We start from the raw sequence: 12,965 nt of genomic DNA, 5'->3' as shown, positions 1-12,965 counted from the left end.
GTGTCGAGCAGCAATCCGCTGCGTGACCCAGCGGACCGACGGCTCCCGCGTATCGCGGGGCCGTCGGGCCTGGTCATCTTCGGCGTCACGGGCGACCTGTCCCGCAAGAAGCTCATGCCCGCCGTGTACGACCTCGCCAACCGGGGTCTGCTGCCGCCGGGCTTCTCGCTCGTGGGCTTCGCGCGCCGCGAGTGGGCGCACGAGGACTTCGCGCAGGAGGTGCACGACGCGGTCAAGGAGCACGCTCGCACGCCCTTTCGCGAAGAGGTCTGGCAGCAGCTCATCCAGGGCATGCGCTTCGTGCAGGGCACGTTCGACGACGACGACGCGTTCGAGCGGCTGCGCTCCACGATCGAGGAACTGGACAAGGCCCAGGGCACGGGCGGCAACTTCGCCTTCTACCTGTCCGTGCCGCCGAAGTCCTTCCCCGTGGTCATCCAGCAGCTGAAGAAGCACGGGCTGGCCGACCAGACGGGCGGCTCCTGGCGGCGCGCGGTCATCGAGAAGCCCTTCGGGCACGACCTGAAGTCGGCCGAGCAGCTCAACAAGGTCGTCCACGAGGTCTTCGCCCCGGACCAGGTCTTCCGCATCGACCACTACCTGGGCAAGGAGACCGTCCAGAACATCCTGGCGCTGCGCTTCGCCAACACGATGTTCGAACCGATCTGGAACCGGTCCCTCGTGGACCATGTGCAGATCACCATGGCCGAGGACATCGGCATCGGCGGCCGGGCCGGGTACTACGACGGCATCGGCGCCGCCCGTGACGTCATCCAGAACCACCTGCTCCAGCTCCTGGCGCTCACCGCCATGGAGGAGCCGGCCTCCTTCGACGCGGACGCGCTGGCCGCCGAGAAGACCAAGGTGCTCGGCGCGGTGAAGCTGCCCAAGGACATGGGCCGGGACACCGTGCGCGCCCAGTACGCGGCCGGGTGGCAGGGCGGCACGAAGGTGCGCGGCTATCTGGAGGAGGACGGCATCGACGCCTCCTCGAAGACCGACACCTACGCCGCGATCAAGCTGGAGATCGACAACCGCCGCTGGGCGGGCGTCCCCTTCTATCTGCGCACCGGCAAGCGGCTGGGCCGCCGCGTCACGGAGATCGCGGTCGTCTTCCAGCGGGCCCCGCACTCCCCCTTCGACACCACGGCCACCGAGGAGCTGGGCTCCAACGCGATCGTCATCCGCGTCCAGCCGGACGAGGGCGTCACGGTCCGCTTCGGCTCGAAGGTCCCCGGCACGTCGATGGAGATCCGGGACGTGTCGATGGACTTCGCGTACGGCGAGTCCTTCACGGAGTCCAGCCCGGAGGCGTACGAGCGTCTCATCCTGGACGTCCTCCTCGGAGACTCGAACCTCTTCCCGCGCACCGAGGAGGTCGAGCTGTCCTGGAAGATCCTCGACCCGATCGAGGAATACTGGGACACCAACGGCAAGCCCGCCCAGTACCCGGCCGGTACCTGGGGGCCCGTCGAGGCGGACGAAATGCTCGAGCGACACGGACGGAGCTGGCGCCGGCCATGAAGATAGACCTCACGGACACCACGGCCAGCAAGATCAACAAGGCGCTGGTGCAGGGCCGCCGGGCAATCGGCACCCCGGCTGTCGGGATGGTGCTCACGCTGGTCATCGTGACCGACGAGGAGAACGCCTACGACGCGCTGAAGGCCGCGAGCGACGCCTCGCGCGAGCACCCCTCGCGCACGCTCGTGGTCATCAAGCGCGTCTCCCGCTCGCCCCGCGACCGTACGCAGTCCCGTCTGGACGCCGAAGTCCGGGTCGGCGCCGACGCCGGCACGGGTGAGACGGTCGTGCTCCGGCTGTACGGCGAGGTCGCCGACCACGCCCAGTCGGTGGTACTGCCGCTGCTGCTGCCGGACGCCCCGGTGGTGGCGTGGTGGCCGGTGAACGCGCCGCTCGACCCGGCGAAGGACCCCCTGGGTGCCCTCGCCCAGCGCCGTGTCACCGACACGTACGCCTCCGAGCAGCCGGTGCGGGACCTGGCCACCCGGTCCGGGACCTACACCCCCGGCGACACGGACCTGTCCTGGACCCGCATCACGCCCTGGCGCTCCATGCTGGCGGCGGCTCTCGACCAGGTCACCTGCGAGGTCAGGGCCATCGAGGTGGAGGGCGAGGAGTTCAACCCGAGCTGCGAGCTGCTGGCGATGTGGCTCGCGGACCGGCTGGACGTCCCCGTCAAGCGCTCGCTGTCCGGGGGCCCGGGTCTGACGGCGGTCCGCATGGACACGGACTGCGGCCCCATCGTGCTGGACCGGGCGGACGGCTCCCTGGCGACGCTCTCCATCGAGGGCCAGCCGGCCCGTGGCGTGGCGCTCAAGCGCCGGGACACGGCCGAGCTGATCGCGGAGGAGCTGCGGCGGCTGGACCCGGACGACACGTACGCGTCGGCGCTGCGGTACGGGGTGGACCGGCTGAAGTCCCCCAAAGGAGAGCAGGGGCATCCGGAAGGCCGGGGAGATCAGGGAGAGCCCAAAAGTGACGGGCGGTCACGACTCGCCCTCCCCGCTCCCCGTGAAACGGCTGCGAAAGCACCCGCTTCGCAAGCGACGGCGCAGGCACCGGTGAAGCAGGCACCGGTGAAGCCGGAACCGCCCCAGCTGGAACCGGTACGGAAGGCGACGACGAAGTGAGTACGGCACCGCAGCTGGTCGTCCACCGCGACAAGGAGCTGATGGCGCAGGCCGCGGCGGCCCGGCTGATCACCAGGATCGTGGACGCGCAGGCCTCCCGGGGGTCGGCGTCCGTGGTCCTGACGGGCGGCCGCAACGGCAACGGCCTGCTGGCCGCCCTGGCCGCTGCGCCCGCCCGGGACGCGATCGACTGGAGCCGGCTCGACCTCTGGTGGGGCGACGAACGGTTCCTGCCCAAGGGCGACCCGGAGCGCAATGTCACGCAGGCGGGTCAGGCACTGCTGGACTCGGTGCCACTCGATCCGAAGCGAGTGCACGCGATGCCCGCGTCGGACGGCCCCTACGGCGACGACGTGGACGCGGCGGCGGCCGCGTACGCGGAGGAACTGGCGCGGGCGGCGGGCCCGGAGAACCACGGGCCCGTCCCCACGTTCGACGTGCTGATGCTGGGCGTCGGCCCGGACACGCACGTGGCGTCGCTGTTCCCGGAGCTGCCGGCGGTGCGGGAAGCCGACCGTACGGTCGTCGGTGTCCACGGCGCGCCGAAGCCGCCGCCGACGCGGGTGACGCTGACGTTGCCGGCGATTCGTGCGGCGCGGGAGGTGTGGCTCCTGGCCGCGGGCGAGGACAAGGCCCAGGCGGCGGCGATCGCGCTCTCGGGCGCGGGCGAGATCCAGGCACCTGCGGCCGGGGCGTACGGCCGCAGCCGGACACTGTGGCTGCTGGACGCGGCGGCGGCTTCCCAACTGCCGCGTTCCCTGTACCCACCGGCTTCGGCTTAGCGCAACCAGGGGGCGGAGCCCCCTGGTGCTGTGGCTACTTGACCGACCCGGCCATGACTCCTTGCACAAAGTGCCTCTGGAACGCGAAGAACACGACGACAGGGACGACCAGGGACACGAACGCCCCGGGCGCCAGGACATCGATGTTGCTGCCGAACTGCCGTATCTGCGACTGGAGTTCCACCGTCAGCGGCTGTGAGGAACTGTCCGCGAACAGCAGCGCCACCAGCATGTCGTTCCACACCCACAGGAACTGGAAGATGGCCAGGGACGCGATCGCCGGCCGCCCCACGGGCAGCACGAGCCGCGTGAAGATACGCCATTCGCTGCCCCCGTCCATCCGGGCCGCCTCCAGCATCTCCTTCGGCATCTCGGCGAAGTAGTTCCGCAGCAGGAACACCGCGAACGGCAGGCCGTAGGCCACGTGGAAGAGGACGACCCCGGGGATCGTGCCGAACAGCCCCAGCTGCCCGAAGAGTTTGGCCACCGGCAGCAGCCCGATCTGCACGGGCACCACCAGCAGCGCGACGACGACCAGGAAGACCGCCTCGCGCCCGGGGAAGTCCAGCCACGCGAAGGCGTACCCCGCGAGCGCCGCGATCACGACGACCAGCACCGTCGTCGGCACCGATATCAGCACCGTGTTCCAGAACGCCTGTGTGATGCCGGAGTTCCGCAACAGCGAGGAGTAGTTGTCGAAGGACAGCTGCCCGGGGCTGGAGAACACCGTCCACCAGCCGCCCTTCGCCGTGTCCTCGGCGGACCGCAGCGAGGACAGGAACAGCCCGGCCAGCGGCGTCATCCACACCAGGCCGATCACCACGAGGAAGGCCTGGACGACCCCGTTGCCCAACCCGCGCCGCACCGCGTTCATCCGGTCTCTCCTTCATGGATTCCCCGGCCTTCAGGCCGTGGAGGAAACGAAGCTCCTTGGGAGCGGGGCAGCGAAAGCCGGTTCGCCGCCGGGGCGGACGGGCGTTCACTGGCCACCGAACGGCACCCAGTGCTCACACAGAAATTGATAGAATGTGAGGAATGACGCAGCAGGTCAAGCGGGCGTTCAAGTACCGCTTTTACCCCACGAACGAGCAAGCAGCTGAGCTGTCCCGCACGTTCGGCTGTGTCCGTCTCGTGTACAACAAGGCATTGCAGGAGCGCACGCAGGCCTGGTACGGCGAGCAGCGCCGGATCTCCTACGCGCAGTCGTCCGCCGCGCTGACGGAGTGGAAGAAGACCGAGGAACTCGCCTTCCTCTCGGAGGTGTCCTCCGTCCCGCTCCAGCAGGCGCTGAGGCACCTTCAGGCGGCGTTCGGGAACTTCTTCGCCAAGCGGGCGAAGTACCCCAGGTACAAAAGCCGGAAGAAGTCCCGCGCGTCGGCCGAGTACACCCGCAGCGCCTTCAAGTGGCGGGACGGCCAGCTCACGTTGGCCAAGATGGCGGAGCCCTTGAGTGTCCGCTGGTCGCGCCCCCTCCCGCAGGGCTCGGAGCCGACGACCGTCACCGTATCCCGCGACGCGGCCGGACGCTGGTTCGTCTCGATACTCGTCGAGGACACGATCGCCTCGGCACCGGCCGCGAAGACGGCGGTCGGCATCGACGCCGGGATCACGTCGCTCGTAACCCTGTCCACCGGGGAGAAGATCGCTAACCCCAAGCATGAGCGGCGTGACCGCGCTCGCCTGGCAAAAGCCCAGCGGGACCTGTCGCGCAAAGCGAAGGGCTCGGCGAACCGGGAGAAAGCCCGGCGTCGCGTCGCCAAGGTCCACGCGCGGATCGCCGACCGGCGTCGGGACTTCCTGCACAAGCTGTCGACTCGGCTCGTCCGTGAGAACCAAACGGTCGTGATCGAGGACCTGGCCGTCCGCAACCTGATGAAGAACGGCAAGCTCGCGCGCGCCATCTCTGACTCGGCCTGGACGGACCTGCGCATGATGCTGGAGTACAAGTGCGCCTGGTACGGGCGTGAACTCGTCGTGATCGACCGCTGGTTTCCCAGCTCGAAGCTGTGTGGAACCTGCGGAATGATCCGCGGGAAACTGCCGCTGAACGTCCGCGAGTGGACATGCGAGTGCGGCACCTTGCATGACCGCGACGTGAACGCGGCACGCAACACCCTGGCCGCCGGGCTGGCGGCGTCTGCCTGTGGAGACGGTGTAAGACCTCAACGGGAGTCCTCCCGGACGGGGCGGTCGTCGGTGAAGCAGGAATCCCAGCGGGCGACCGCTGGAGTCCCCCGCCTTCAGGCGGGGGAGGAAGTCAACGCTGACTCCTTCGGAAACGGCGGACGTTGAACACCATGGCCGGGACCACCAGCAGCAGGAGCAGCACTCCGAGCGCGCTGCCGAGCCCCTGGTTGTTGCCGCCGCCGAACGACACCAGCCACATCTGCGTCGCGAGGACGGTCGCGTCCTGCTGTACCGGCCCGGGCGCGATGATGTAGACGAGGTCGAAGACCTTCATCACGTTGATGACCAGGGTGACGAAGACGACCGTGAGGACCGGGGCCAGCAGCGGGACCGTGATCCGCCGGAAGATCTGCCACTCGTTCGCGCCGTCGATCCGCGCCGCCTCCAGCGCGTCGCGCGGCAGGGTGGACAGGCCGGCCCCGATCAGCACCATGGCGAAGCCGGTCCAGATCCACAGGTAGGCCCCGATGATCGCCGGTGTGACGAGCGCCGGTCCGAGCCAGGAGACACCCTCGTAGGGCGGGGCGAAGTTGGACGCCGGCAGTTTCACCTCGTAGGAGCCCGCCGCGAGGTCCTCGAAGCGGAAGGAGCCGTCGGAGGCGGTGGTCGTCGTGGCGGCCGTCCTGCCGTCGCGTACGGCCTCGACCTTCATCTGCGGCAGTCCGCTCTCCCGCCGGTCGACCTTGCCCTGTTCCCCTCCCCCGCCGGGCGTGAAGTCCAGGTAGACCACGCCGCGCAGGTCACCGGGGGCGGCCTTCTTTCCCGCCGCCGCGTACGCGGGTTCGGTCCCGCCGGGCAGGTCGTCGGGCAGCACCCCGACCAGGCCCAGCGTCACGCTGTCGCCCGGGGACACGCTCGCATTCGTGCGGTACGAACCGTCCTTGTCCTTCGTCAGGCCCTGCCCGTCACGCGCCCGGGCCGTCGGGTAGGAGGACTGCCCCTTGAAGGCGTCGTGGACGGAGACGACCGCGGCGTTCAGGACGCCCTTGTCGGGGTCCTCGTCGTAGGCGAGCCGGAAGATGATGCCGGCGGCGAGGAAGGAGACCGCCATCGGCATGAAGAGGAGCAGCTTGAAGGCGGTGGCCCAGCGGACCTTCTCCACGAGCACGGCCAGGATCAGCCCGAGGCCGGTCAGCAGGGCCGGGGCCACGACGACCCAGATGGCCGTGTTGCGGACGGCCGTGAGGGTCGCCGGGTCGCGGAACATCTCGGTGTAGTTCTCGCCGCCGACGAAGGTCGTCCCGGAGGCGTCGAAGAAGCTGCGGCCGACGCTGAACAGCACGGGGTAGACGACGAGCGCGCCGAGCAGCAGCAGGGCGGGCAGCACGAACAGCAGGGCGACGATCTTCCCGCGCCGGCGCAGACGCCGGGTGCGGTCGGCGACCGTGACGGGCGGCGGGGGGTTCGTCTCTTTGACGAGGGTCGCTGTCATGGCGGATCAGTCCTGGTACGCCTTGGCCGCCGCGGCCTCCAGCTTCGCCGCGGTGCCCTTCGGGTCGGACGGGTCGCGCAGGAAGTCCTGGAGCAGCTTCCACTCGCCGGTGCCCTTGGTGCCGCCGAAGGCCGCCGGGGCCTGGTCGGACATGTCGAAGCGGACCGAGTCCCCGGCCTGGACGAGGGACTTGGCGGTGGCGCGGGTGACGTCGTCGCCGTAGGAGGCGAGGTCGAGCTTCTTGTTCGGGGAGAGGAAGCCGCCCGCCTCCGCCCACACGGCCGAGGCCTCCGGGGTCGCCAGGAACTCCAGGAGGGCCTGGGCGGCCTTCTGGTTCTTGCCGTCCTTGAGGACGACGGCCGCGTCACCGCCGCTGACGACTGGTGCCTCGCCGCCGGCGACCGCCGGGAACGGGAAGAAGTTCGCGTCCTCGCCGACCTTCTTGCCGAACTGGTCCTTGGCGACACCGGCGACGAAGTCGCCCTCGTAGACCATGCCGGCCTCGGGCTTCGGGCCGAACACCTTCTCCACCGAGCCGGGGAAGTCGGTGTTCAGGGCGCCCTTCTGGCCGCCGGCGATGAGCTGCTTGTCCTTGAAGAGCTTGCCGAGGGTGGTGAGGGCGTCGACGACCGACGGATCCGTCCACTTCAGCTTGTGCGCGGCGAGGGCGTCGTACTTCTCGGGTCCGGCCTGGGAGAGGTAGACGTTCTCGAACCAGTCGGTGAGGGTCCAGCCGTCCTGTCCGGCGACGGAGAACGCGGCGAGGCCGGAGTCGGAGACGGTCTGCCCGGCCTTCAGCATCTCGTCGTAGGTCTTCGGCGGCTTCACACCGGCCTGGGCGAGGGCGTCCGGGCTGTACCAGACGGTCGACTTGTGCGCGGCCTTGAAGTAGAGGCCGTAGAGGGTGCCGTCGACGCTGCCGTACTTCTTCCACACGGGGGCGTAGCCGGCGTCCACGGACTGCTCGGTCTTCTTCGACAGGGGCTTGAGCCAGCCCTTCTGCGCGAACTGCTTGAGCACGCCGACCTGCGGGACCATCACGACGTCGGGGGCGTTGCCGCCCTCGATCTTGCTGCCGACGACGGTGGAGACGTTGTCGCCGGTGGAGACGAACTGCGTCTTGGCGCCGGTCTTCTCGGTGAAGGCGTCGAGCACCTTCTGGAAGTTCTTCTGCTCGGTGCCGGACCAGACACCGGCCACGGTGATCGTCTGGCCGCTGAGCGCCTTGTCTCCGCCGCCGGCGGAGACGGGGCCGCCGCCGCAGGCGGTCGCGCCGAGCGCCAGGGCGAGGGCGGTGCAGCCGGTGAGCAGGGTGGTGCGTCGTCGCATCATCGTTGATGTCCCTTCGGGGAATTGACTTGCGGGGTTGACTCGCGGGGCGTTCAGGAACGGATCCACCAGGCGGCCGTCGAGCCGGAGAGGACTCCGGGCGGGCAGGGGCCGCTGGCGAGCAGGGGGGTGCCGGGGACCGGCGCGGGGGTGGGGGCGGTACCGAAGTTGACGGCGCACACCAGGTCGTCGCCGCGGGTGAAGGCCAGGACGCCGGGCGGGGTGTCCAGCCAGCGCAGCGTGCCTTCGCCCAACTGGGGCAGGGTGGCGCGCAGTTGGAGGCCGTCGCGGTACAGGTGCCAGAAGGAGCGGGTGTCGGCGAGGGCCCGGTCGGTGGCGTACTCGGCGAAGTACTCCGGCTGCGGCAGCCACGGCTTGGCGCTGTCCTCACCGGAGGTGAAGCCGAACGGCGAGGCCTGCCCCGACCAGGGCAGCGGCACCCGGCAGCCGTCGCGGATGCGGGCCCGGCTGCCGGTGCGGCGGAAGATCGGGTCGGTGAGCACGTCGTCGGGCAGGTCCACGACCTCGGGCAGACCGAGCTCCTCGCCCTGATAGATGTACGCGGCGCCGGGCAGCGCCAGCATGAGCAGCGCGGCGGCGCGGGCGCGGGCGGCGCCGAGGCCGCTGCCCTCGGTGGCGGGTTCGCCGTAGCGGGTGACGGTACGGACCTGGTCGTGGTTGTTGAGGACCCAGGTGACGGTCGAGCCGGTGCCTGCGATGTCCTGCATGGCCTCGGAGATGACCTTCCGGAAGGCGTCCGGGTCCCACGGGGCGCTGAGCAGGTCGAAGAAGAAGGCCTGGTGGAGTTCGTCGGGCCGGACGTAGCGCGCGTGTTCGCGGGCCGTGGGGACGGACACTTCGCCGACGAGGAGGCGTTCGCAGCCGTCGCGCTCGGTGCACTCCTCGCACAGGGCGCGCCAGCGGCGCCACACGTCGTGCACCTCGGGCTGGTTCCAGGCGAGCGGGTTGACCGAGTCGCGGGTGCGGGCGTCGGCCTCGGGGTCGTCCGAGTCGGGCAGTTCGGGGTGCTTGAAGAGTCCGGCGGCGACGTCGATGCGGAAGCCGTCGATGCCCCGGTCCAGCCAGAAGCGGAGGATGCGGTCGAACTCGGCGGCTATCTCGGGGTTGCGCCAGTTCCAGTCGGGCTGCTCGGGCGCGAACATGTGCAGGTACCACTGGCCGGGCCGCCCGTCCTGCTCGGTCACGCGGCTCCAGGCCGGGCCGCCGAACATGGAGTGCCAGTTGTTGGGCGGCTCGGAGCCGTCCGGGCCGCGGCCGTCGGCGAAGTGGAAGCGGGCGCGGGCCGGGCTGCCGGGCGGGGCCGCGAGCGCCTCGCGGAACCAGGGGTGCTCGCTGGAGCAGTGGTTCGGGACGATGTCGAGCAGCACCTTGACACCGAGCCGCCGCGCGGCCCCGACCAGCAGGTCGAACTCGTCGAGGTCGCCGAAGAGCGGGTCGACGTCGCAGTAGTCGGCCACGTCGTAGCCGTGGTCGTGCTGCGGCGAGGGATAGAAGGGGCTCAGCCAGATCCCGTCGACGCCGAGCTTCTTCAGGTAGGGCAGTCCGGCCCGGACGCCGGCGAGGTCGCCGACGCCGTCGCCGGTGCTGTCCAGGAAGCTGCGGACGTAGACCTGATAGATCACTGCGTCACGCCACCAGTGGTGCCTGTTCAACCCATCGACCTGTCTCTGAGGAGGGCAGCGGTTATGCATGCATGTTAAGTAGGCGTGTCGAGAGGGTGTCAATGAAAAGACCGAAGCTACTGGGGAGTTGAAGTGGCGAAATCCGCCATCTATCGGACATATCTCAGCCAGATGAGACGCCCGCGTTACCTAACAAGTAAGTAGAAGCCTCTAGCGGTGTGAGATGGCGGCGAGCTCGCGGGCCAGCCGGCGCACCGCCGCCGCGGGCGTCTCGTTCCCGGCCATCGCGTCGTGCACGACCGCCTGCACGACCAGGCTGACCTGGTCGTAGCGCGGGCTCTTGGGGCGCGGCGCGGCCGTGCGCACGCTCTCGCGCAGGGTCGGCAGATACGGGAACCTGCGAATGAGCGCGGGGTCCTCGTAGAGGTCGGCCCGGACAGGCGGCAGCGCGCCGCGCGTGAGCACCTGGCGCTGGACGCGCTCACTGGTGAGGTAGGCGATCAGGCGGGCAGCCGAGTCGGGGTGCCGCGCGTGCGAGCTGACGGCCAGGTTGGAGCCGCCGAGGACGCTCGTGCCCGGCCCGTCCGGTCCCGGCAGGGGTACGGCGCCGATCTTCCCGGCGACCTCGGAGCCCGGGGCGGAGGCGCCGACGTAGGCGTACGGCCAGTTCCGCAGGAAGAGCAGCCGGCCGTCCTGGAAGGCCTGCTTGGACTCCTCCTCCTTGTAGGTCAGGGCTTCCTTCGGGATCCAGCCCTCGCGCACCCCGCGCGCCAGGAACCCGATGCCCTCACGGGCCGCCGCCGAGTCGACGGTGACACGCTCGCCCTCGTCGCCGAGGATCGAGCCGCCCGCCGAGTAGACGGCCTCGGCCGCGTTGACGGTGAGGCCCTCGTACGGCAGGAACTGCCCGGCGTAGCCGTCGAGGCCGTACTTCGGGGCGATGGTCTTCGCGTACCGCTCCAGCTCCGCCCAGGTGCGCGGCGGCCGGACGCCCTCCTTGGCGAGGACGTCCTTGCGGTAGAGCAGCAGGCCGGCGTTGGTGACGTACGGGACCGCGAAGAGCTGTCCGTCGTAGGTCGCCGTGTCCACGACCGGCGGGAGGAAGGTCCGCAGCGGGAAACGGTCGCGGGGCAGCGGCCGGATCCAGCCGGCCGCGGCGAACTCCGAGGTCCAGTTGACGTCGATGTTGAGCACGTCGAACCGGCTGCGGTCACCGTCGCGCAGGTCCGTGGCCATCTGCGCGTGGGTCTCGTCGGCGGAGTCGGGCAGCTCGACGAGGGTCACTTCTTCGCCGGGGTGAGTGCGGTTCCAGCCCTCCAGGAGGGGACCGAGGTAGCCGGTGAGGTCGCCGGCGGTGGCCAGGGTGAGCGGCCCGCGGCCGCCGCCGGCGGGCTCGCCGGCCTGTGCTCCGGCGGCAACGTAACCGGTCAGCAGCACGACGAGAACGAGAAGGCCCCTACCCGCGGCATGGATCCACCGCATAGGTTCCTCCCTGTACACCGGCGACGGGCACCTTCGCCCGGAACAGAGGCCATGTATACCTGTTAGGTATGGGCGATACTAGGGCCTGGAGCACATTGGACCGGACAGGAGGACTGCACGCGTGCGCCTGCCCCTCCTGGCACTCCTCGCCCGCGGACCCGCCCACGGCTACGAGCTCAAACAGGGCCTTGAGCAACTGCTGGGCTCCGCGTACCCTCAGCCGAATGTCGGCCAGATCTATGTGACCCTCGGCCGCCTCGAGAAGTCGGGACTGATCGAGGGCGAGGACGTGGCGCAGTCCAGCCGCCCCAACAAAAAGGTCTACCACCTCACCGACGCCGGGCGGGAGGCGCTGCGCGCCTGGTTCGAGGAGCCCGAGGACGAGCCCCGGGTACGGGACGAGTTCTTCATGAAACTGGCGCTCGCTCCGCGGACCGGGCTCGCCGACCAGATCTCCCTGATCAACCAGCAGCGGCGCCAGTACCTGAACTCCATGCGGCAGCTGTCGAAGCTGGCCGCGGCCGAAGACCGCGACAACCGCATCGCCCACCTGCTGATCGAGGGCGCGATGCTGCACCTGCAAGCCGATCTCGACTGGCTGGAACGGTGCCAGGAAGAGCTGGAGGAACTGGAGTGAGCGACGACCGTCCCGCTCCTGTGCTGCGCGCCGAGGGCCTGGTGAAGACGCACCACGGCGAGGGCGCGCCCGCACACGCCGTGCGCGGGGTCGACCTGTGCGTACGGCCCGGCGAGTTCGTGGCGATCACCGGCCCGTCCGGCGCCGGCAAGTCGACGTTGCTGCATCTGCTCGGTGGCCTCCAGCGGCCGGACGCGGGTCGTATCTGGCTCGACGGCGAGTCCACCGACACCTACAGCGAGGCCCGCTGGGCGGTGGAGCGCCGGAAGCGGATCGGGATCGTCTTCCAGTTCTTCAACCTCGTGTCCAACCTGTCCGTCGCCGACAACGTGGAGCTGCCCGCCCTGCTCGCCGGGACCTCGCCCAAGCGGGCCCGGGCCGAGCGGGAGCAGCTGCTGGCCGAGCTGGGCCTGACGGGCAAGGAGCGCAGCATGCCGGGCGAGCTGTCCGGCGGCGAGCAGCAGCGCGTCGCCCTGGCCCGGGCCCTGGTCAACCATCCCCCGCTGCTGCTGGCCGACGAACCCGCGGGCAGCCTCGACAGCAAGGGCACCCGCGAGGTGATGCGGCTGCTGTCCCGCTTCCACCAGCGCGGCCAGACGATCCTGCTCGTCACCCATGACGCGCGGCTGGCGAGCGCCGCCGACCGGGTGATCTGCTTCTTCGACGGCCGGATCGCCGACGACGCGGAACTCGACGGCGGCACCCCGCCGCGCCGGTCCGGCATATCCGGTGTGCTGGAACTCAGGGACTGACATGTGGGTGAAGGACTGACATGCGGGTGTACGACGGCTGCCCGGTGTCCGGGCCGAGGGGCTGAGG

11 protein-coding genes are annotated in these 12,965 nt (G+C 70.0%); 6 read left to right on the top strand and 5 right to left on the bottom strand.

The window, feature by feature from the left end:
• The 3 genes from zwf to pgl are packed head-to-tail and all read left to right on the top strand — an operon-like array spanning position 1 to position 3,436.
• Positions 1–1,524 (top strand): glucose-6-phosphate dehydrogenase, encoded by a 1,524-nt coding sequence (zwf, locus tag ACFZDA_RS24515; protein ID WP_391085363.1) that lies wholly within the window; start codon positions 1–3, stop codon positions 1,522–1,524.
• Positions 1,521–2,654, top strand: coding sequence for a glucose-6-phosphate dehydrogenase assembly protein OpcA (gene opcA, locus ACFZDA_RS24510; RefSeq protein WP_391085360.1), 1,134 nt, complete (start codon positions 1,521–1,523; stop codon positions 2,652–2,654). The genes zwf and opcA overlap by 4 nt, the downstream gene beginning before the upstream one ends.
• Entirely contained in the window at positions 2,651–3,436 is a 786-nt protein-coding gene (pgl, locus tag ACFZDA_RS24505) for a 6-phosphogluconolactonase (protein WP_391085357.1), read from the top strand. The genes opcA and pgl overlap by 4 nt, the downstream gene beginning before the upstream one ends.
• Before the next feature lie 34 nt (positions 3,437–3,470).
• Here pgl and ACFZDA_RS24500 read toward each other — a convergent pair whose 3' ends face one another.
• Positions 3,471–4,310: an ABC transporter permease subunit gene (locus ACFZDA_RS24500; protein WP_391085354.1), complete on the bottom strand. Its 840-nt coding sequence runs from the start codon at positions 4,308–4,310 to the stop codon at positions 3,471–3,473.
• Between the two features lie 161 nt (positions 4,311–4,471).
• Between ACFZDA_RS24500 and ACFZDA_RS24495 the strand changes: the two genes are divergently transcribed.
• Positions 4,472–5,728: an RNA-guided endonuclease TnpB family protein gene (locus ACFZDA_RS24495; RefSeq protein ID WP_391085351.1), complete on the top strand. Its 1,257-nt coding sequence runs from the start codon at positions 4,472–4,474 to the stop codon at positions 5,726–5,728.
• Here the strand turns inward: ACFZDA_RS24495 and ACFZDA_RS24490 are convergent.
• The 4 genes from ACFZDA_RS24490 to ACFZDA_RS24475 all read right to left on the bottom strand — a co-directional run bounded on the left by ACFZDA_RS24490 (position 5,694) and on the right by ACFZDA_RS24475 (position 11,509).
• The gene (locus ACFZDA_RS24490) at positions 5,694–7,055 is read right to left on the bottom strand and encodes an ABC transporter permease subunit (protein WP_391085349.1); all 1,362 of its coding nucleotides are present in this window, start codon (positions 7,053–7,055) and stop codon (positions 5,694–5,696) included. The genes ACFZDA_RS24495 and ACFZDA_RS24490 overlap by 35 nt on opposite strands.
• Positions 7,056–7,061: 6 nt before the next feature.
• A complete protein-coding gene (locus tag ACFZDA_RS24485) occupies positions 7,062–8,387 on the bottom strand; it encodes an extracellular solute-binding protein (RefSeq protein ID WP_391085346.1) in 1,326 nt (441 codons plus the stop codon).
• Positions 8,388–8,437: 50 nt separating this feature from the next.
• Entirely contained in the window at positions 8,438–10,096 is a 1,659-nt protein-coding gene (locus ACFZDA_RS24480) for an alpha-amylase family glycosyl hydrolase (RefSeq protein ID WP_391085343.1), read from the bottom strand.
• Positions 10,097–10,237: 141 nt separating this feature from the next.
• Positions 10,238–11,509, bottom strand: a complete 1,272-nt coding sequence (locus ACFZDA_RS24475) for an extracellular solute-binding protein (RefSeq protein WP_391085340.1) — start codon at positions 11,507–11,509, stop codon at positions 10,238–10,240.
• 121 nt (positions 11,510–11,630) lie between these two features.
• On the opposite strand from ACFZDA_RS24475, the gene ACFZDA_RS24470 reads away from it, so the two are divergent.
• Positions 11,631–12,146 carry a helix-turn-helix transcriptional regulator gene (locus ACFZDA_RS24470; RefSeq protein ID WP_391085337.1) on the top strand — a complete coding sequence of 172 codons (516 nt, stop codon included), beginning with the start codon at positions 11,631–11,633 and terminating at the stop codon, positions 12,144–12,146.
• A complete protein-coding gene (locus ACFZDA_RS24465; RefSeq protein WP_391085333.1) occupies positions 12,143–12,898 on the top strand; it encodes an ATP-binding cassette domain-containing protein in 756 nt (251 codons plus the stop codon). The genes ACFZDA_RS24470 and ACFZDA_RS24465 overlap by 4 nt, the downstream gene beginning before the upstream one ends.
• The last annotated feature ends 67 nt before the right edge of the window (positions 12,899–12,965 follow it).

It is taken from the genome of Streptomyces sp. NPDC007991, assembly GCF_042958445.1.
In the GTDB taxonomy this organism is placed as follows: Bacteria; Actinomycetota; Actinomycetes; order Streptomycetales; family Streptomycetaceae; genus Streptomyces.
This window is presented reverse-complemented; position numbering and strand designations above follow the sequence as displayed.

Bases quoted from the DNA above. Each gene is read 5' to 3' on its own strand.
- opcA (WP_391085360.1), top strand. From the start codon at position 1,521: ATGAAGATAGACCTCACGGACACCACGGCCAGCAAGATCAACAAGGCG.
- ACFZDA_RS24500 (WP_391085354.1), bottom strand. From the start codon at position 4,310: ATGAACGCGGTGCGGCGCGGGTTGGGCAACGGGGTCGTCCAGGCCTTC.
- ACFZDA_RS24495 (WP_391085351.1), top strand. From the start codon at position 4,472: ATGACGCAGCAGGTCAAGCGGGCGTTCAAGTACCGCTTTTACCCCACG.
- ACFZDA_RS24490 (WP_391085349.1), bottom strand. From the start codon at position 7,055: ATGACAGCGACCCTCGTCAAAGAGACGAACCCCCCGCCGCCCGTCACG.
- ACFZDA_RS24485 (WP_391085346.1), bottom strand. From the start codon at position 8,387: ATGATGCGACGACGCACCACCCTGCTCACCGGCTGCACCGCCCTCGCC.
- ACFZDA_RS24480 (WP_391085343.1), bottom strand. From the start codon at position 10,096: ATGCATAACCGCTGCCCTCCTCAGAGACAGGTCGATGGGTTGAACAGG.
- ACFZDA_RS24475 (WP_391085340.1), bottom strand. From the start codon at position 11,509: ATGCGGTGGATCCATGCCGCGGGTAGGGGCCTTCTCGTTCTCGTCGTG.